Here is a 19,249-nt window from a genome sequence, read left to right as displayed (position 1 = left end):
CCGGTGACCGGCATGCCGCCGCCCATCCTGCTCGCCGCTTTCCTCGGACGGCTCGTCACTTCGCTCACGTGTCTCCTCGCCCGGCGGCGCACGGCCGCGTTCGCGGGGGTCGTTGTGCACATCTCGTTCGCTCCGCACCCGGCCCTGCGGGCCCTCGCTTCGCTCACTGAAGGCACTCTAGTCCCGACCAGCGGAGCGTTTGCCCAGTTTGGGGTTTACTTTCTCGCCGCTCCTGCGGCGTTCCCGCACGCAGGGCGCCTGATGGCGGCCGCCATGGGCCGCCCGACGGTGCCGCGGGTCACATCCGGCCGGCGGTCGCCGCGGGTGGGACAATCGCGGTCCATGGAGCTTCGCACCCTGTATCCGCCGATCGAGCCGCACGACTCCGGGCTGCTCGACGTCGGCGATGGCAATCAGATCTACTGGGAGGTCTGCGGCAACCCGGCGGGCAAGCCCGCGGTCATGGTGCACGGCGGGCCGGGGGCCGGCTGCAGCCCGGCGCACCGCCGCCAGTTCGACCCCGAGGCGTACCGGATCGTCCTGTTCGACCAGCGCAACTGCGGGCGCAGCCTGCCGCACGCCAAGGACCCGGAGGTGTCGCTGGAGGCGAACACCACCTGGAACCTCGTCGCGGACATGGAGCGGCTGCGCGAGCACCTGGGCATCGAGCGCTGGCTGGTGTTCGGCGGGAGCTGGGGCAGCGCGCTGTCGCTGGCGTACGCGCAGACCCACCCGGAGCGGGTGACCGGGCTGGTGCTGCGCGGCATCTTCACGCTGCGGCCGTTCGAGCTGTACTGGTTCTACCAGGAGGGGGCGTCGCTGCTGTTCCCCGACCTGTGGGAGAAGTACGTCGAGCCGATCCCCGAGGACGAGCGGGAGGACCTCGTCTCCGCGTTCCACGAGCGGCTCAACTCCAAGGACCGGGACGTGCGGGTCGCGGCGGCGAAGGCGTGGGCGACCTGGGAGGGCTCGACGATCACGCTGCGGCCGGACCCCGAGCTGGCCGGGGGGTTCGGCGAGCCGGACTACGCGGTCGCGTTCGCCCGCATCGAGAACCACTACTTCGTCAACGAGGGCTTCTTCGAGGACGAGCAGCTGATCCGGGACGTGGACAAGATCCGCGACATCCCGGCGGTGATCGTGCAGGGCCGCTACGACGTCTGCACCCCGGCGGCGACGGCGTGGGACCTGCACCGCGCGTGGCCGGAGGCCGACTTCCATATCGTGGACGACGCGGGCCACGCGTTCAGCGAGCCGGGGATCCTGCACCACCTGATCGAGGCGACCGACCGCTTCGCCGCCGCGGAACCGGACGCGTCGTAACGCGCTAACCGGCACGGCCGCAACCCGGCTTGAGTTCGGTGCCGGCGGCGGGTCCGCCCGGCCCGCCCCGGACCGAAATTCCCATTTTTCTTACCCTCCGGCAACCGGCGCCTTACCTCGCCGTGAGTGAACCGGCCCCTTGAAGGCAAGCGAGGGCGGGCTCCCAGAACCCGCCTGAACGCCGTGTCCCCCATACGTCCCACGGCGCCCGCGCCCGGACGACCTCGCCCGATGCGACGTGACGCCCGCCGCACCGGCGGAGTTGACACCGAATCCGAGTGACTTACCTCACACAACCGATACACAGAACGCATCGCCAAGCGATGTCAAAACATTAAGGTTGCGTTCAGGAAACGTCCCGGCGCCCTCTCCGGCGCATCCCGCCGTACCTCCTGCGTATCACCGGGAAAGGCGGGAGACCACCCGCACGGGGCCGATTGAAATTGCACCGAATTCGGCAAAGCCCTTAACCCTACCCAGCCCCCCGCGCCGCTAAACATCTCGCAGATAACATCTATATGCGATCACGGGGCGAGATTCGCTAAGTTGCCTGGACATGGCAGCGCAACCCCTGGAATCACCGACCCGACGCCCCGAACCGAACGAGACGAACGCGGAAGTGCTTCTCCAGGAGCCGAGCCTCTCCGATGGCCCAGAGCTGTGGCGGCTCGCCCGGGACTCGAAGGTTCTGGACGTCAACTCGCCGTACAGCTACACGCTTTGGTGCCGCGATTTCGGGGACACTTCCGTAGTCGCGCGTGACGGGGCCGGCGCGTGCGGCTTCATCACCGGCTACGTCCGCCCGGCCCGGCCGGACACCTTCTTCGTCTGGCAGGTCGCCGTCGACCGCGCGCACCGCGGCCAGGGCCTGGCCCGGCGCATGCTCGACCGCCTCGCCGACCGGCTCGCCCCCCGCGGGCACCGGTACATGGAGGCCACGGTGACCCCGGACAACACCGCGTCCACCGCGATGTTCGCCTCGTTCGCCCGGGACCGCGGGTGCGAGCTCGCCCGCAGCCCGCTGTTCGGCGCGGAGCACTTCCCCGAGGGGGGACACGAGCCCGAGGTGCTCTTCAGGATCGGCCCGATCGCCGCCGCGAACTGACCACCGCAGTCCCTCATCCGCTCCCCCACCCCGACCTGCCTGGAGGCAGACATGGACGTTTTCGCCCGCATGGAATCGGAAGTCCGCGGCTACTGCCGAGGGTGGCCCACGGTGTTCACCACCGCGCAGGGCAGCCATATGACCGACGAGCACGGTAAAACGTATCTCGATTTCTTCGCCGGCGCCGGGACGCTCAACTACGGGCACAACAACCCGCAGCTGAAACGCCGGCTCCTGGACTATCTCGCCAGTGACGCGATCGTGCACAGCCTCGACATGTACACCGCCGCGAAACGCGACTTCCTGGAACGATTCAACGAGTACGTGCTGGAGCCGCGCGGCCTGGACTACAAGGTCCAGTTCCCCGGCCCCGCGGGCAACAACTCGGTCGAGGCGGCGCTGAAACTCGCGCGCAAGTACACCGGCCGCGAGACCGTCGTCAGCTTCACCAACGCCTTCCACGGGATGACGCTCGGCGCGCTCGCCGTCACCGGCAACTCGATGAAGCGGACCGGCGCGGGCGTCCCGCTCGGCCACGGCGTCGCGATGCCCTACGACAACTACCTCGACGGGCGCACGCCCGACTTCCTGCTGTTCGACACGATGCTGGACGACAGCGGCAGCGGCCTGGACAAGCCCGCCGCCGTCATCGTGGAGACCGTGCAGGGCGAGGGCGGCATCAACGTCGCCACCGCCGAGTGGCTGCGCGGCCTGCAGGACCTGTGCCGCCGCCACGACATCCTCCTCATCGTCGACGACGTGCAGATGGGCTGCGGCCGCACCGGCCCGTTCTTCAGCTTCGAGGAGGCCGGGATCACCCCGGACATCATCTGCCTGTCCAAGTCCCTCAGCGGCTACGGGCTGCCCTTCGCCGTCACGCTGATGAAGCGCGAGCTGGACGTGTGGGACCCGGGAGAGCACAACGGCACGTTCCGCGGCTTCAACCCCGCGTTCGTCACCGCCGTCGCCGCGCTGGAGGACTACTGGGCCGGCGACGACTTCGAGAAGCAGACGCTCGCCAAGGGCCAGCAGGTCGAGGCCGCGCTGGAGGAGATCGCGCTCGCGCACGCCGGCGCCGTCGACTCCGTCCGCGGCCGCGGCCTCGCCTGGGGCCTGGTGATGAAGGACGCCGAGCTGGCGCCCAAGGTGTGCGGCGAGGCGTTCGCCCGCGGGCTGCTGATGGAGACCTCCGGCCCCGAGGGCGAGGTCGTGAAGCTGCTGCCGCCGCTCACCACGACGGAGGCCGAGCTGAGCCGCGGCCTGGAGATCATCGCGGACTCGGTCGAGGCCGTCCGCGCGAAGGTCACGGTCTGAGCCCGGCCGACCGCACCACGCAGACCGGGCCGACCGCAGCACGGAAAGAGGAGATCAATGATCGTTCGTTCCCTTGACGAGATCGTCGGCACCGAGCGCGACGTCCAGGCGCCCACCTGGTGCAGCCGGCGGTTCGTGCTCGCCAAGGAGGGCGTCGGATTCTCGCTGCACGAGACGATCCTGTACGCGGGGACCGAGACGAAGATGTGGTACGCGAACCACATCGAGGCCGTCTACTGCATCGGCGGCGAGGGCGAGCTCACCAACGACGAGACCGGCGAGAAGCACGAGATCCGCCCCGGCGTGATGTACCTGCTCGACGGCCACGAGCACCACACCCTGCGCGCGCACACCGACGTCAGGACCGTGTGCGTCTTCAACCCCCCCTGCACCGGTCGGGAGGTCCATGACGAAAACGGTGTCTACCCGCTGCTGACTGAGGAGGACGCATGAGCATCATCGAGTCCCATCCGACGATCGACGACGCCTACCCCACCCGGAAGGCCGCCGAGGCGGCGCTGCTGTACCGGCAGGACCCGGTCGTGTACGGCGGGCCGCAGGACGGGCCGATCGACGACGCCACCCTCGACGCGTTCGAGTCCAACGGCTTCCTGACCGTCGACCAGCTGCTCGCGCCGGAGGAGGTCGAGGACTACCGCGCCGAGCTGCGCCGGCTGTCGTCCGACCCGCAGATCCTGGCCGACGAGCGCACGGTCACCGAGCGCGGCTCGGACGAGGTCCGCTCCATCTTCGAGGTCCACAAGATCAGTGAGGTCTTCGCCGCCCTCGTCCGCGACCCCCGCGTGGTCGGCCGGGCGCGGCAGATCCTCGGCTCGGACGTGTACGTGCACCAGAGCCGGGTCAACTACAAGCCGGGGTTCACCGGCAAGGACTTCTACTGGCACTCCGACTTCGAGACCTGGCACGCCGAGGACGGCATGCCGCGGATGCGCGCGGTGAGCATTTCCATAGCGCTCACCGAGAATTTCGTGCACAATGGCGGGCTAATGATTATGCCTGGCTCGCACAAGACCTTCGTGGCGTGCGTGGGTGAGACCCCGGACGACCACTACAAGGAGTCGCTGCGCGGCCAGGAGATCGGCACGCCCGACCCCAACAGCCTCTCGATCCTCGCCGACAAGCACGGGATCGAGCTGTTCACGGGTACCGCGGGCTCCGCGACCATGTTCGACTGCAACTGCATGCACGGCTCGAACGGCAACATCACCCCCTTCCCGCGCTCCAACGTGTTCATCGTGTTCAACAGCGTGGAGAACACGTGCGTCGAGCCGTTCTCGGCGCCCGCGCCCCGCCCCGCGTTCATCGGCGCACGCGATTTCACCGCCGTGGCCGGCTGACCGCGCCACAACAATTCGATAACCCCCCGATCGCTCGCCCCGCGCCCGCGGGGGCCGCGTATGGCCCCCGCGGGCGCGATGGCACACCGACAGGAGTTCGACGATGACTTCTTCGAGACGAGACTTCCTCCGCACCGCCGTGCTGCTGTCCGCCGCGGCACCCCTTGCCGCGGCGGGCTGCTCCACGACGGATCCGGAGACGGAGAAGGCGGGCGGCGGCACGCTGCAGAAGGCCAAGGACGCCGGCTCCATCACTGTGGGCTTCGCGAACGAGGCGCCCTACGGCTACACCGACAAGTCCGGGAAGCTGACCGGCGAGGCGCCGGAGCTCGCCCGCGTCATCTTCAAGAACCTCGGCATCGACGAGATCAAGGGCGTCCAGGTCGACTTCGGCGGCCTGATCGCCGGGCTCAACGCCAAGCGGTTCGACGCGATCGCCGCCGGCATGTTCATCAACCCGGAGCGGTGCGCGTCCGCGGCGTTCGCGAACCCCGAGTACGTCGCCAAGAGCGCCTTCATGGTCAAGGAGGGCAACCCGAAGGGGCTGAAGAACGAGAAGGACCCGGCGGCCAAGGGCGTCAAGGTCGGCGTCCTCACCGGCGCGGTCGAGGCCGGCTACGCCGAGAAGACCGGCGTGAAGAAGGGCGACATCAAGACGTTCGCCGACCAGGCGAGCGCCTACGAGGGCCTCAAGGCCGGCCGCGTCGACTGCATCTGGCTGACCCGCATCTCCCTGGCCGACCTGCTGTCCAAGCACAAGGGCGAGGGCTTCGAGGTGACCGACGCCTTCACCCCCGTCATCGACGGCAAGGAGCAGCTCGGCGCCGGCGCGTTCGCGTTCCGCAAGGCCGACACCGACCTCGTCGACGCCTGGAACGCCGAGCTGGCCAAGCTCAAGCAGCAGAACGGCCTGCTGCCGATCCTGCAGCCCTTCGGGTTCGCCCAGGACGACATGCCGGGCCCGGACGACACCGCCGCCAAGTTCTGCAAGGGCTGATCGCCCGTGTCCGACGTCCTCGACAGCTACCCCCAGTGGCTGGACGGCGCGTGGGTCACGGTCCGGCTCACCCTGCTCGGCGGCGCGCTGGCGCTGGTGCTCGCCCTGCTCTTCGGCATGGCGGGCACCTCGCGCCACGCGTGGGTGCGCGTGCTGAACCGGGTCTACGTGGAGTTCTTCCGCGGCAACGCCACGCTGGTGCTGCTGTTCTGGTTCTTCTACGCGCTCCCGCTGATCGGCCTGCGGTTCACCACGATGTTCGCGGCCGTGCTGGCCCTCGGCCTGAACGTCGGCGCCTACGGCGCGGAGGTGGTGCGGGGCTCGATCAACGCCGTCCCGAAGGCGCAGTACGAGGCGACGATCGCGCTGAACTTCACCCCGTTCCAGCGGATGCGGCGGGTGCTGCTGCCGCAGGCGTTCGCGCTGATGCTGCCGCCGTTCGGCAACCTGCTCATCGAGCTGATGAAGGGGACGGCGATCGTGTCCCTGGTCGGGCTCATCGACCTGACCCGCGTGTCGAAGAACATCCAGGGCAGCACCGGCGAGACCGTCGCGGCGTTCTCGATGGTGCTGGTCCTGTACTTCGTCATCGCGCAGGTGCTGCAGCTGTTCGTCCGCTACGCCGAGCGCCGCGTGGACCGCATGCTCGGCCGCCGGCTGCCCAGTGAGCCGTCCCTCGGGACGGTCGCGGCGGGCGCCCCCGGAGCGGGGGTGGCCGGCTGATGAGCTGGGACTGGCAGTACTCCGGGGACATCCTCCCCGACCTGCTGAGCGGGCTGCGCTACACGGTCACCGCGACGCTGGCCGGCTATGTGATCGCGCTCGTCCTCGGGCTGGTGTGGACGCTGCTCCGCCGCACCCCGAGCCGCGCGTTCAACCAGGCGATCCGGTGGATCACCGAGTTCATCAGGTCCACCCCGCTGATCCCGCAGCTGTACTTCGTCTTCTTCGTCCTGCCCGCCTGGGGCATCACGATCGGGTCGCTGACCGCGGGCATCATCACGCTCGGCGTGCACTACTCGACCTACACCGCCGAGGTGTACCGGGCGGGGATCGCGGACGTGCCGAAGGGGCAGTGGGAGGCGTGCACCGCGCTGAACCTGCCGAAGTCGCGGGTGTGGCTGGACGTGATCCTGCCGCAGGCGATCCGGCGCGTGATCCCGACGCTCGGCAACTACCTGATCGCGATGTTCAAGGACTCGCCGATGCTGCTGGCCATCAACGTCGCGGAACTGCTGTTCTCCGCGTACAAGGTCGGCTCGGAGAGCCTCCAGTTCCTGGAGCCGATCACGCTGGTGGGCCTGCTGTTCGTCGTCGTCAGCGTCATATCCTCGATACTCGTCCGCCGCTTGGAGGGGCGCTATGCCACCACCTGAGACACCGGAAGCCCCCAAGGACGCAGCGGCCGACACCGCGTCCGACGTCGTCCTGGAGAAGGACGCCGCCCCCGAGTCAGCGCCCGAGGGCGGGCCCGAGGGCGGGCACGCCGCGGATCTGCCGCACGGCGCCGCACCCGGGATCCGCTTCGAGAAGGTGGTCAAGCGGTTCGGCTCGAACGTCGTCCTGCGCGAGCTCGACTTCACCGTGGCGCCCGGCGAGCGGGTGACGCTCATCGGGCCGAGCGGGTCGGGCAAGACCACGATCCTGCGGCTGCTGATGACGCTGGAGACGCTGGACGAGGGCGTCATCTGGATCGGCGACGAGACCCTCTGGCACATGGAGCGGGGCGGCCGGCGCGTCCCGGCGAACCAGAAGCACCTGCACGAGATGCGCAAGCAGGTCGGCATGGTGTTCCAGCAGTTCAACCTGTTCCCCAACATGAACGTGCTGCGCAACCTGACCGAGGGGCCGGTGCGCGTGCTGGGGGTGCCGAAGGACGAGGCGGTCGAGCGCGCCCGCGGCCTGCTGGACATGGTCGGGCTCTCCGACAAGGAGAACGCGCATCCGACGCAGCTGTCCGGCGGGCAGCAGCAGCGGGTGGCGATCGCGCGGGCCCTCGCCATGCAGCCGAAGGTGCTGCTGCTGGACGAGGTCACCTCCGCCCTGGACCCCGAACTCGTCGTCGGCGTCCAGGACCTGCTGCGCGACATCGCGCGGCAGAGCGACCTCACCCTGCTGTGCGTCACCCACGAGATGAACTTCGCCAGGGACATCTCGAACCGCGTCCTGATGTTCGACCAGGGCCAGATCGTCGAGGAGGGTCCGCCGGACCGGATCTTCGGCGAGCCGTCCGAGCAGCGCACCCGGGACTTCCTGCAGGCCGTCCTGGCATCCTGAGCCCGGCGCCGTGAGCACGGTCTCGTGAACACGGTCTCGTGAACACGGTCTCGTGAACACGGTCTCGTGAGCACGGTCTCGTGAGCAGGGCGCCGTGAGCAGGGCGCCGTGAGCAGGGCGTCCCGTACCAGGGCCTCCTGGAAACCGCGGGCCATTCCCGCGCGTCGCCCGCGCCCCCGTCGCCCCGGGGGCGCGGGCGACTCACGTCTCACGGGGTGCCGGGCCAGGCGCCGGCGACGAGGGCCGCCCAGTCGGGCGCGGGGCCGCCGGCCCCGTACTGGCGGGCGATCTCGGCCGGGAAGGTGCCCATCGGGGCCTTGGCGGGATCGCGGACGATCTGGTCGACGATGATCTCGGTGAGGCCGCAGCCGGGTTCGAGGCGGGGGAACGCGGCGTGCGCGCGCTCGGCGATACCGCCGGGCAGGTCCGCCGCGCCCCGGCCGATCATGTCGGCGCTGGTCCCGGCGTGGGTGAGGGCGATCTCGGGCCGCATCCGGTCCGCGATGCCGAGGCTGGTGTGCAGGGCGATCGCCTCCCAGACGACGCGGGTCCGCTCGCCGTCCAGTCCGTTCCCGGTGAGGAACGCGGCGGCGCGGTCGGCGCCGTCCACCTCGAAGCGCCGGGGGCCGTGGTCCGCTCCGATGAGCCCTACGTCGTGCAGGACGCTCGCCAGGAACAGGACCTCGTCGTCGTAGTCGGCGCCCGCGCGGACGCCCCGCGCCTCCCCGATGGCGCGGCCGAACAGGTAGGTGCGCGCGGAGTGGTGGGCGAGCGCCGCCGGACCCGTCGAGAACACCAGGTCGTACGCCTTGCGGGTCAGATCGGTGTCGGGCAGCGAGAACTCGGCGAAATGGTCGGACACGGAGGCTCCTCGGAAGTGTCGCTCGGATCGCCACCGATCGTCCGGCACCGCCCGTCCGTCCGGACAGTGGCCGGACTGCCGATGTGCGCTACGTTCTGGCCATGCCTGGAATGTCGGCACACGACACACGGCGGTGAAGGGGGCAGCGGTGGACGGCACGGCGGTGGACGGCACGCTGGGGCGCGGGGCGGGGGTGCATGTGGTGGCGGTGCTCGCGCTGGACGGGGTCGTGCCGTTCGACCTGGCCGTTCCGGGCCAGGTGTTCGGGGTGACGTCCACGCCCGACGGCGTCCCGCTCTACGAGACGCGGGTGTGCACCCCGCCGGGCGGCGCGGAGACGTCCGCGATGCTCGGCCGGATGCGCGTGGACACCCCGTTCGGCCTGGACGCGCTGGCCGCGGCCGGCACGATCGTCGTGCCGGGGCACGAGGACGTCCGGTCCGATCCGCCCGCGGAGGTCCTGGACGCGCTGCGCGAGGCGGCGTCGCGCGGTACCCGGATCGCATCGATCTGCGTCGGGGCGTTCGTCCTCGCCACGGCCGGGCTGCTGGACGGGCGCCGGGCCACGACGCACTGGCGGTACGCGGGCGCGATGGCCCGGCGGTTCCCGGATGTCGAGGTCGATCCGTCCGTGCTCTACGTGGACGGCGGGCAGGTCCTCACCTCGGCGGGCGTGGCGGCCGGGATCGACCTGTGCCTGCACCTCGTCCGGCGCGACCACGGCTCGGCCGCGGCGGCGCGCACCGCCCGCCGGATCGTGATGCCGCCGCAGCGGGACGGCGGCCAGGCGCAGTTCATCCGGCACGAGGACCCGCCGGACGGGGACGCCGCGCTCCAGCCGACGCTGGCCTGGCTGGAGGCCAACCTGCACCGTCCGCTGACGCTGGACGACATCGCCCGGCAGGCGTCGGTGAGCGTCCGGACGCTGACCCGGCGGTTCCGCGAGCAGGCCGGGACGACGCCGCGGCAGTGGCTGGCGCGGGCCCGCGTGCACCGCGCGCAGCAGCTGCTGGAGAGCACGGACCTGCCGGTCGAGCGGGTCGCGGCCGAGGCCGGGTTCGGCTCGCCGGTGACGCTGCGCGCCCATTTCGCCCGCCGCGTCGGCGCGTCCCCGCTGGCGTACCGAAGCGCGTTCCGCGCCCGTCCCTGATCACCCCGCCCGGCCCATGACCGAACGTCGTTCTGTACGGTGGCACTTACGGACGAGGAGAGCGAGGCGATGGGCATTTCGACGGGCACTTCGACGGGCACTTCGATCGTGGGGCTCGGCATGACCGAGCTCGGCAAGGTGTACGGACGGAGCCCGCGGCGGCTCGCCGCGGACGCGGTGCGGCTCGCCGCGCGGGACGCGGGCCTCGCGCTCGCCGACGTGGACGGGCTGCTGGTCAGCCACGGGATGGGCGGCTCCCCCGGCATCGAGCTGGCCGCCGCGCTGGGGATGCGCGACCTGCGGCTGCTGTCCCAGGTCAACTCCTTCGGCGCGACCGCCGGGGCGATGGTGTCCTACGCGGCGATGGCGGTGCTCAGCGGCACCGCGACCACCGTGGCCTGCGTGTTCGCGGACGCGCCGCTCAAGCCGAAGCAGTCGGCGGGCTCGGCCTACAACCGGGACGCCCGCGAATGGTACGGGTTCGGCGGGATGACGGCCGCGCTCGGGCTGCGCAGCGTCAACTCGTTCTACGCGCTCGCCGCCCAGCGGCACATGGCCCGCTACGGGACGACCAGCGAGCAGCTCGGCGCGATCGCCGTGTCGACGCGGGAGTGGGCGTCCCGCAACCCGCTCGCCCAGATGCGCGACCCGATCACCCTGGAGGACCACCAGAACTCCCGCTGGGTGTCCGAGCCGCTGCATCTCCTGGACTGCTGCCTCGTCTCCAACGGCGCCATCGCGGTCATCGTGACCGGCGACGACCGGGCCCGTGACCTGCCCCGTCCGCCCGTCCACCTGTGGGGGTGGGGGCAGGGGCACCCCGGGCACCGCAAGGAGCGCGGCAGCGACTTCGGCCTGACGACCGGCGCCGCCTCCTCGGGCGCGACCGCGATGAAGATGGCGGGGGTCACGCCGTCCGACGTGGACGTGTGCGAGCTGTACGACTGCTACACCTACACGGTCCTGGTGTCGCTGGAGGACTACGGGTTCTGCGCCAAGGGCGAGGGCGGCGCGTTCGCCGCGTCCGGCGCGCTCGGGCCCGGCGGCTCGCTGCCGACCAACACCGGCGGCGGGCAGCTGTCGGCGTACTACATGTGGGGCATGACGCCTCTGTCGGAGGCCGTGATCCAGGCGCGCGGGGACGGCGGGGAGCGGCAGGCGCCGTCCACCGACGTGATCCTCGTCAGCGGGAACGGCGGCATCCTCGACCACCACTCCACGCTGATCGTCAGCCCGCACCGGAAGGGGGCCTAGCCGATGGAGATCGGCGTTCTGCGGCGGGACGGGCGGACCGACCCGTTCTTCGACGGCACCGCGTCCGACCGCCTGGTCGTCCGGCACTGCGCGGCGTGCGGCCTGTGGTTCGCGCCGGACGCGACCGGCTGCCCCGAATGCGGCGAGGAGGACCTCGCCTGGGCGGAGGCGAGCGGCGACGCGACCCTCGTGACCTGGACCGTCCTGCCCAAGGACCCGCCCGCCTACCTGGCGCTGGTCGAACTGGCGGAGGGCCCGTGGCTGCATGCCCGCCTGGACGGGGTGGACCGCGGCGACCTGCGCGAGGGCCTGCCCCTGCGGGTCGCGTTCGAGCATCCGGACGAGGGCGAGTCCTACATCCTGTTCCGACCCTAGACCGAATGATATTCGGTCCGTTAGCGTCGGGGGCATGAACACCGAGGTCTGCAAGCGATTCGGCATCGAGTTCCCGCTCTTCGCCTTCAGCCACTGCCGCGACGTCGTCGCCGCCGTCACCAACGCCGGCGGCTTCGGCGTCCTCGGGGCCGTCGCCTACACCCCCGACCGGCTCGAAGAGGAACTGCGCTGGATCGACGACCACGTGGGCGGCCGCCCCTACGGCGTCGACGTCCTGGTCCCCGGCAAGATCGACAAGTCGGCGGAGAGCGGCGGCGGCCTCGACGCCATGCTCGCCGCGGTCCCGGACGAGCACTGGACGTTCCTCACCGGCCTGTTCGCCAAGTACGACGTCCCGCTGCCCGACTTCGAGAAGGCCAAGCGGTCCAACGCGCGCGGCGGCACGCAGGTCACCGCGAAGGGCGCGACCGAGCTGATCGACGTGTCGCTCGCGCACCCCATCGGCCTCATCGCCAGCGCCCTCGGCACCCCTCCCCCGCTCATGGTGGAGAAGGCCCGCGCGGCCGGCGTCCCCGTCGCCGCGCTGGTCGGGACGTCCGAGCACGCCCGCCGCCAGGTGGCCGCCGGCGCCGACCTGATCATCGCGCAGGGCGGCGAGGCCGGCGGGCACACGGGCGAGATCTCCACGATGGTGCTGGTCCCCGAGGTCGTCGACACGGTCGCGCCGGTGCCCGTGCTGGCGGCGGGCGGGATCGCCACCGGACGGCAGATGGCCGCCGCGCTCGCACTCGGCGCGTCGGGCGTGTGGTGCGGCTCGGTGTGGCTCACCACGGAGGAGGCGGAGACGTCCCCGGCGGTGAAGGAGAAGATGCTCGCCGCCACGTCCCGCGACACGATCCGGTCGCGGTCGCGCACCGGCAAGCCCGCCCGGCAGCTCCGCTCCGCCTGGACCGAGGAGTGGGAGGGCCCCGCGAGCCCCGGCCCGCTCGGCATGCCGCTGCAGATGATCATCGCCGAGGGCGCGATGCGGCAGATCACCAAGGTCGCCGAGTCCGGGAACCCCGGCGCCCGCGCGCTCGCCAACTACTTCGTCGGCCAGTGCGTCGGCCTCATGAACACCGTCAAGCCCGCCCGCCAGGTCGTTTACGACATGGTGGAGGACTTCGCGAACGCCGTGGAGCGCCTCAACACCATCACGAGCGAGGACTGAGGCAGCCGGCGTCCCCCCATCGGTGCGCCGATCGCGGTGCGGAGGTCGGTGCCTCTGACTGTTCGGACGCGTCATCGCTTGAGCCACAGGACGTGGTTGAGGATTGCCGGGGGGCCGGTTCGGCTGGGCGGCGCCCGGTGATCCCATGGCCTCTTTACGGCGCGTCCGGGCCGGTGCCGGCGGTGATGCTCACGGAAGCGCGGCGATGCCCACGGCGGCGCTGGCGGCGGTGATGCGTGCGGAGCAGGCCAGCCGCCAAGCCGTGCTTGTCGTCCTCAGCACCCGGTTTACCTGTCCGGAAAATGAGTTGGGGAGACATCCGTCTCTGGTGATACTGCCTACATGGATCTGACGCAGGCCATCAGCGATTGGCAGAGCCAGGGATTCGCTGTCCTGCCCGGCTATCTTCCCGATGAGGCGCTGGGCCCGGCAGTCGCCGAACTCGAGGTGATGTTCCCTTCGGCCGAAGGATTCCACAGTGGGCGTGACCCGCGCCGGGGACGCTTCGTCGGTGACGAGTTCGCCGGAATCGACTCATTCCCCTTCGCCAGTACCAAGATCAGCCTCCTGGCCGTGCACGATCGCCTCGTCCGCTTGGCCAGGACGTTGCTGCGGAGCGACAATCTGCGCCTCTACACCGCTGAGGCATGGGCGAAGTACACCGGTGCGAACGATTATGACCAAGAACTGCACCGCGATTACCTCAACCACACCCTCGTCGTTCCCACTCACGGGATCGAGCAGCAGCAAGTCGAGATGTTCGTGTACTTGGTCGATGTCCCCGAGGAACTCGGACCGCCTCACTTGGTGCCGACCGGCCAGACCGCGAATCTTCCCGCCAAGCCCAACTGGTATCCGCGCCAGGCCGATGCGTCCGGCTCAAGCGATGCGCCAGAGGGCTTCCTGGCTTCGGCCCGCCCGGAGCTTTACGAGCGGGAGGTATCGGCCGCGGGTCCCGCCGGCACTGTGGTGGCCTTCCAACTCGGCACCTTCCATCGAGGCACCGCCCTGACCCGCTCGGACGGCGCGCGCTACACCATGCACCTCGGCTTCCGGCACGCGGAAGCCGAGTGGAGCGACCGCAAGGGCTGGGCGGACCGCAGCCACGACCCGGCCTGGTACCGCTTCGTCGAACACGCTTCTCCAGCGCAACTCGAACTGTTCGGGTTCCCGCCTCCCGGACACTCCTACTGGACACCCGCCACCCTCGACGGCGCAGCCCTCCGCTATCCGGGCCTCGACCTATCCCCCTGGCGCAGCCGCCTGGACGCAGCCGTCCGCGCCCCGTCTCGCGGAAGCCGGTAGCGGACCGGGGAGCGGAAGCGGGTAGTGGACGGCTGCGTCCAGGTTGGCGGGACAGCATTTCGTCCTTCTCGCCGGCTGAGCCCTCCACTCAACGCTTGTTGAAGTCGATGCCGGACCGAATCGCCGGTTTCTGTCTGACGCACCCCTTTGGGACGTGCACGTGACTGAGGTCCTCTTTTATCGGTTTTAGGGTTGCGCTGTAAGTGAGCGGCTGAGGTGACCTCCCGAAGGTCGGCGCGCCTGTTCCCCACGCTGCCGGTTACTGTCACTTCGGTTGCGGTAGATGGTTGAGGAGTGCTGTTAATCTGCCGGTCCGGCACGTGGTTTCGCCCCTTGCCGCGCTACGCGCGTCATGGCAGGCGAAGGCTGGCAACGAGGGGTGCGCGCGGCGTAGTTGCCGCGCCGACGCTGGACGTATAACCGCCGTGGCCGACGTACTTTATTTATGAGAAAATAAAAGGATGGAGTGATGTTGGATGTCTTGTATGTCCAACGATGGGGATGGTGAAGTGAGATAGAATTGGGGAACGGATTAAGGGCGGAGGTGACTCGGTGTCCGTGGCCGCAGAGAGCGCTGTTCCTCAGCGTGAATGGGAAGACCGGGAGTGGTTTCCTCCAGGTCCGCAACTTGCGGTCTGCCTATCCGGTGGAAAGGAGTACTTGGCGGATCTGACCGATGCCGAGCTCCTCCAGGTCGCAGCGGCCGCACGCCGCCAGACCTCCTGGGCACAGGCCCGGGAGCTGGCCGCCATCGCCGAGCTGACCGAGCGGCGCACCCGGGCCGAAGCCGACGGGAGTCCCGACTACCGGACGCTGCCCGCCCGCGAATCCGTCGCCGACGAACTCGCCGCCGCGCTCACGGTCACGGGCAACACCGCTGCCACGCTGGTCCACCTGGCCGAACGCCTCACCGGTCCGCTCTCCGAGACCGGTGCCGCCCTTGAAAGCGGGCACCTCGACTTCGCCAAGGCCCGCGTCATCAGCGACCTCACCGACCAACTGGCCGAACCGGTCGCCCGCAGGGTCGAGGCGGCGGCGCTGCCCAAGGCGCCCGCCCAGACCACGGGGCAGTTGCGTCGTGCCATCAAGCGGATACTCCAGCGGCTCGCCCCCGAGGCGATCGAGGAACGCAAGCGCGAAGCGATCCAACAGCGCCGACTGGAGATCTGGGACACCCCGTCCGGCACCACCGACCTCGGCCTGTGCGACCTGCCCACCGAGGACGCCCACGCCATCTTCAACAAGATCACCGCAGCAGCGCAGGGCATCAGGCACGAGGGCGATTCACGTCCGCTGAACATGATCCGCGCCGACCTGGCAACCCAGCTCCTGCACGGCCACCCGCTCCCCGCCTCCATCAGCAACCTCCTCACCCCATCGAGCGAAGCCACGCCCCTGACCCCGACACGGGAGCACGAACGGGCGACGGCGTGCCTGCCCCCTGACCCCTCCGGCAACACCCTCCCGGGCCAGGCGGCAGCCCCGCACCCGTCCCTCGGGCTCCCAGGGTTGGCGGACGTGCCGGAAATCCGTGTCGGCGGCCAACTGGCCGGGGCCGGGATCGACGCCGCCGTCCGCGCGGCACCCCCTCCGGGCGGTCACGCCGGCATCCCCGGCTCGAGCCCGGTGGCGTCCCGTCCAAACGGCCAAACCACCCGCGTGCTCTCAGGCCGGGTGAAGGACCGGGTTGCACGCCCACCCAACGAGCAATCGCGAACCAGCGGCTTGGAGCCGGATACCAGTCCGCACCTGCACCCTGGAATCGCCGTGGAAGCACGGCACCCGCGGCTTCTGGTCGCGCCCGAAGTTCAGGTCGCCGGGTACATGGCCGCACCCGGCACCGCCGAGGGCACCGGCAGGACGAGAATCGACGCCGACTGGGCGGCGGATCTGGTTGGACGACGGCTCGCACACCTGAGCGCGCGCACCACCACCCGAGACTTGGTCATCGCCGTGCCGCGCACCGTGCGGCGCATCCACCAGGAACTCTCCGAAGCCCGCGAGACCGCTTGCCGAGGCGGCGACGAAACTCACGGCCGCCCGGGATACCGTCCGCCCGCCGCGCTGCGCCGGGAGATCGAACACCGGCATCCCACCTGCGTGTTCCCGACCTGCAACCAACCCTCGCACCGATGCGACCTCGACCATACGGTGCCCTGGCGGCCGGGCATCACCTGCCGCTGCAACCTCGCCCCGCTCTGCAGACGCCACCACCGGCTCAAACAAAGCCCAGGCTGGACGCTCCACCAGATCTGGCCCGGCCTCCTCATCTGGACCACCCCCTCAGGCGGCTGGTACATGGTCCGCCCAGACCTGGACTAGCAACGCGCGGGCGCTGACGCGGGCGCCGACGACCCACCCCCAAGCCGCACCAGACTCCGGACGTCAGTCACCTGCACACGGGGTCTGCAGAGAATTCCATGCCCATGCTCCGCGCCAAGGCCGGAGTCCCCGCAGCCGACGTCCGCAGCAACATCGGCAGCCACCGGGCCCGGTCCACCATCGCCTCCCGGCTCAACAACGCCCATGAACCGATGCCCCTGTTCGAGTGCAGGCCTGGCTCGGACACCGCGACCTCAACTCCCCTAAGCACTAGGCCACTGTCACCCCGACTTCTCGCGGCCAAGGAGAACCTGCTGCATATGCTCGCTGCGATCCCGCTCAGCAACGACGAACGTGCCGCCGCTCCCGCCCATTGTTCGACCGCCCGACCCGTCTGCTTCGCAGAGGTGGTCAACTACGGGTGACGCGACGATCCGGCGGCCATCCTCCGAGATCGGGGAACTGGCGCAGAAACCTCTCGCACTGAACCGCGAAGTCGTCGCCTGGCTCTCGAAGCCGTGTCTGCTCGATGAATCGCCGGGGGTCGCCAACCGGTGGCTGCAACATCCGGGTCTCGTCGACGAACTCGCCACGCCCCTCAATCGCCGACTCACCATCGTCATGGCGGAAGTCGAACAACATGATCCACGTTCGTTCCTCGAACCCGGCCACATCCAACTCGAAGAAGCGAGCGCCAGCTACCCCATCCGGACTGCGGGGAATGGCCTCACCGACCATCACCGCCGCAAGTTCCGCGGCCGCCATCGGATGACCCGGCGCAACCTCAACCCCGCGCTCATATTCGCGGCTCTCGACGACCACCAGATCAGGTAGCGAATCGGTGGCCAACAGCCCCGCGACGGGGTCACGAATAGTTGCGATGAGATCCACTGACACAAGATCAGCCTAGGTCGCGGCCGTTGCCTGTTTGACAGCTCAGATCAGGGTCCACATGAAGGCCGTCTTTCCGTGTTGCGGGGCGCGGACGGTGGGTGACCTTCGGGAGTAGCGTCTGGGTTGATGTTCTGCGCGGGAGGGAGGCGCCGTGGCCGGGGACGAGGAGGGGTGGGGCGGGGAGTTGTGGGCGGCCGCCGATCTGCTCACGCCGATGGCCATTCGGGTGGCGGCGACGTTGCGGCTGGCCGATCACATCGCGGGCGGCACGCGGACGGGTGAGGCGCTCGCCGCGGCGGTGGGCGCCGAGTCCGATGCGCTGGGACGGCTGCTGGGGCATCTGGTGACCGCCCGTGTGCTGGTCTGCGAGGAAGACGGCGTCTACGGCCTGACGGATTTGGGCGAGCAGCTTCGGGACGATCATCCGGGTGGCTTGCGGGCCTGGCTTGATATCGAAGGGGCCATCGGGCACGCCGATCTGTGCTTTGTCGAACTGCTGCACACCGTTCGCACCGGGGAGCCCGCGTTTCCGCGTCGGTTCGGCCGGACGTTCTGGGACGACCTGTCGGCCGATTCGCGGCGTGCGGCGTCGTTCGACGCGTTGATGGGCGGGCGGCTCGCTGAGGAGATGCCCGCTCTGGTCGCCGCCTACCCCTGGGGTCGCCTGGGTCGCGTGGTCGACGTGGGCGGCGGCGACGGGAGCCTGCTGATCGCCATCCTCCGCGCTCATGAAGAGCTGCGGGGAACGGTGGTCGACCTTGCCGGGCCGGTCGCGCGGGCGAAGGAGGCCATCGCCGGGGCCGGGCTGGGTGGCCGGGCCGATGCCGAGGCGGGCAGCTTCTTCGATCCCCTTCCCGCCGGGGCGGGCGGGTACCTGCTCTCGGGCGTCCTCCACGACTGGGACGACGAGCACGCCGCGCGCATCCTGCAGCGGTGCGCCGAGGCGGCATCGGGGACGGGGAGAGTGCTCGTCGTGGAGAACGTCGCCAATGTCGAGGGCCGCACGCGCGACACCGAAGGCGACCTGCGCATGCTCTGCTACGTCCGCGGCCGGGAGCGCACTCTCGGTGAACTGGCCGAGCTGGCCGCGTCGGCCGGTCTGCGGGTCGGCTCGGTCGGGCCGGGCGGGCTGCACTCGATCATCGAGTTGCGCCCGGCCGGGTAGCGTCACTCTTCGCCTGAGAAGCGCTCCCACGCCGACTGGCGGGTGATTCCGAGCGCCGCGCCTATCCGGGTCCAGGTGACTCCCCGGCGGCGCAGCTCCCGCACCCACGCGCGCAGGTCGGCCTCGACCTGGTCGACGGCGGCGGCGACGCGGGGGATGTGGTCGAGCATCTGGTCGTCGTCCAGCGACTCCCAGGGCGGCAGGCGCAGCTCGGCCGGCTTGTCCTCGTACTCCTGGATGATCGCGTCGGCGAGGGACACGCACTCGTTGCAGATGTTGACCCCCGGGCCGGCGACCATCCGGTCGACCTCGGTGTGCGGCTTGCTGCAGAAGGTGCATCTGACCGTCATGGCGGCTCCTGGGTGTCAGGGTTGCCC

19 protein-coding genes are annotated in these 19,249 nt (G+C 70.1%); 16 read left to right on the top strand and 3 right to left on the bottom strand.

What is annotated here, in order from left to right:
* Positions 1–342: 342 nt before the first annotated feature.
* The 9 genes from pip to ehuA all read left to right on the top strand — a co-directional run bounded on the left by pip (position 343) and on the right by ehuA (position 8,374).
* Positions 343–1,323 (top strand): prolyl aminopeptidase, encoded by a 981-nt coding sequence (gene pip / locus ABFX46_RS35195; RefSeq protein ID WP_346048278.1) that lies wholly within the window; start codon positions 343–345, stop codon positions 1,321–1,323.
* A 556-nt stretch (positions 1,324–1,879) separates the two neighbouring features.
* Positions 1,880–2,428: a diaminobutyrate acetyltransferase gene (ectA, locus tag ABFX46_RS35190; protein WP_346048277.1), complete on the top strand. Its 549-nt coding sequence runs from the start codon at positions 1,880–1,882 to the stop codon at positions 2,426–2,428.
* A 51-nt stretch (positions 2,429–2,479) separates the two neighbouring features.
* Positions 2,480–3,742, top strand: coding sequence for a diaminobutyrate--2-oxoglutarate transaminase (gene ectB / locus ABFX46_RS35185; RefSeq protein WP_346048276.1), 1,263 nt, complete (start codon positions 2,480–2,482; stop codon positions 3,740–3,742).
* Positions 3,743–3,799: 57 nt separating this feature from the next.
* Positions 3,800–4,195, top strand: a complete 396-nt coding sequence (locus ABFX46_RS35180) for an ectoine synthase (RefSeq protein WP_346048275.1) — start codon at positions 3,800–3,802, stop codon at positions 4,193–4,195.
* The gene (thpD, locus tag ABFX46_RS35175; RefSeq protein ID WP_346048274.1) at positions 4,192–5,100 is read left to right on the top strand and encodes an ectoine hydroxylase; all 909 of its coding nucleotides are present in this window, start codon (positions 4,192–4,194) and stop codon (positions 5,098–5,100) included. Before ABFX46_RS35180 ends, thpD begins: the two co-directional genes overlap by 4 nt.
* Before the next feature lie 103 nt (positions 5,101–5,203).
* Positions 5,204–6,097, top strand: a complete 894-nt coding sequence (ehuB, locus tag ABFX46_RS35170) for an ectoine/hydroxyectoine ABC transporter substrate-binding protein EhuB (RefSeq protein ID WP_346048273.1) — start codon at positions 5,204–5,206, stop codon at positions 6,095–6,097.
* A gap of 6 nt (positions 6,098–6,103) precedes the next feature.
* A complete protein-coding gene (gene ehuC / locus ABFX46_RS35165) occupies positions 6,104–6,820 on the top strand; it encodes an ectoine/hydroxyectoine ABC transporter permease subunit EhuC (protein ID WP_346048272.1) in 717 nt (238 codons plus the stop codon).
* Positions 6,820–7,473, top strand: a complete 654-nt coding sequence (gene ehuD, locus ABFX46_RS35160) for an ectoine/hydroxyectoine ABC transporter permease subunit EhuD (protein ID WP_346048270.1) — start codon at positions 6,820–6,822, stop codon at positions 7,471–7,473. Before ehuC ends, ehuD begins: the two co-directional genes overlap by 1 nt.
* A gap of 52 nt (positions 7,474–7,525) precedes the next feature.
* Positions 7,526–8,374, top strand: coding sequence for an ectoine/hydroxyectoine ABC transporter ATP-binding protein EhuA (gene ehuA / locus ABFX46_RS35155; RefSeq protein WP_428831347.1), 849 nt, complete (start codon positions 7,526–7,528; stop codon positions 8,372–8,374).
* 208 nt (positions 8,375–8,582) lie between these two features.
* Here the strand turns inward: ehuA and ABFX46_RS35150 are convergent, their stop codons facing one another.
* Entirely contained in the window at positions 8,583–9,236 is a 654-nt protein-coding gene (locus ABFX46_RS35150) for an HD domain-containing protein (RefSeq protein ID WP_346048268.1), read from the bottom strand.
* Positions 9,237–9,429: 193 nt separating this feature from the next.
* Here ABFX46_RS35150 and ABFX46_RS35145 point away from each other — a divergent pair, with 193 nt between their 5' ends.
* From ABFX46_RS35145 to ABFX46_RS35120, 6 genes are all read left to right on the top strand, one after another.
* Positions 9,430–10,386, top strand: coding sequence for a GlxA family transcriptional regulator (locus ABFX46_RS35145; RefSeq protein WP_428831346.1), 957 nt, complete (start codon positions 9,430–9,432; stop codon positions 10,384–10,386).
* Positions 10,387–10,455: 69 nt separating this feature from the next.
* On the top strand, positions 10,456–11,640 hold the full coding sequence (locus ABFX46_RS35140) for a thiolase family protein (protein ID WP_346048266.1): 1,185 nt from the start codon (positions 10,456–10,458) through the stop codon (positions 11,638–11,640).
* Between the two features lie 3 nt (positions 11,641–11,643).
* Entirely contained in the window at positions 11,644–12,015 is a 372-nt protein-coding gene (locus ABFX46_RS35135) for a Zn-ribbon domain-containing OB-fold protein (RefSeq protein ID WP_346048265.1), read from the top strand.
* Between the two features lie 34 nt (positions 12,016–12,049).
* Positions 12,050–13,186, top strand: a complete 1,137-nt coding sequence (locus ABFX46_RS35130; protein WP_346048264.1) for an NAD(P)H-dependent flavin oxidoreductase — start codon at positions 12,050–12,052, stop codon at positions 13,184–13,186.
* A 342-nt stretch (positions 13,187–13,528) separates the two neighbouring features.
* Positions 13,529–14,491 (top strand): phytanoyl-CoA dioxygenase family protein, encoded by a 963-nt coding sequence (locus ABFX46_RS35125; RefSeq protein WP_346048263.1) that lies wholly within the window; start codon positions 13,529–13,531, stop codon positions 14,489–14,491.
* Between the two features lie 660 nt (positions 14,492–15,151).
* Positions 15,152–16,813: an HNH endonuclease signature motif containing protein gene (locus ABFX46_RS35120; protein ID WP_346048262.1), complete on the top strand. Its 1,662-nt coding sequence runs from the start codon at positions 15,152–15,154 to the stop codon at positions 16,811–16,813.
* A gap of 411 nt (positions 16,814–17,224) precedes the next feature.
* Here the strand turns inward: ABFX46_RS35120 and ABFX46_RS35115 are convergent, their stop codons facing one another.
* Entirely contained in the window at positions 17,225–17,704 is a 480-nt protein-coding gene (locus ABFX46_RS35115) for a hypothetical protein (protein ID WP_346048261.1), read from the bottom strand.
* A gap of 154 nt (positions 17,705–17,858) precedes the next feature.
* Here ABFX46_RS35115 and ABFX46_RS35110 point away from each other — a divergent pair, with 154 nt between their 5' ends.
* On the top strand, positions 17,859–18,872 hold the full coding sequence (locus ABFX46_RS35110) for a methyltransferase (protein WP_346048260.1): 1,014 nt from the start codon (positions 17,859–17,861) through the stop codon (positions 18,870–18,872).
* A 2-nt stretch (positions 18,873–18,874) separates the two neighbouring features.
* Here ABFX46_RS35110 and ABFX46_RS35105 read toward each other — a convergent pair whose 3' ends face one another.
* Positions 18,875–19,222 carry a ClpX C4-type zinc finger protein gene (locus tag ABFX46_RS35105; RefSeq protein WP_346048259.1) on the bottom strand — a complete coding sequence of 116 codons (348 nt, stop codon included), beginning with the start codon at positions 19,220–19,222 and terminating at the stop codon, positions 18,875–18,877.
* Positions 19,223–19,249 lie beyond the last annotated feature (27 nt).

The organism is Actinomadura chokoriensis (assembly GCF_039529475.1).
GTDB lineage: Bacteria > Actinomycetota > Actinomycetes > Streptosporangiales > Streptosporangiaceae > Spirillospora > Spirillospora bangladeshensis.
The sequence above is the reverse complement of the archived record's forward strand: the minus strand, read 5'-3'. Positions and strand labels throughout refer to the sequence as shown.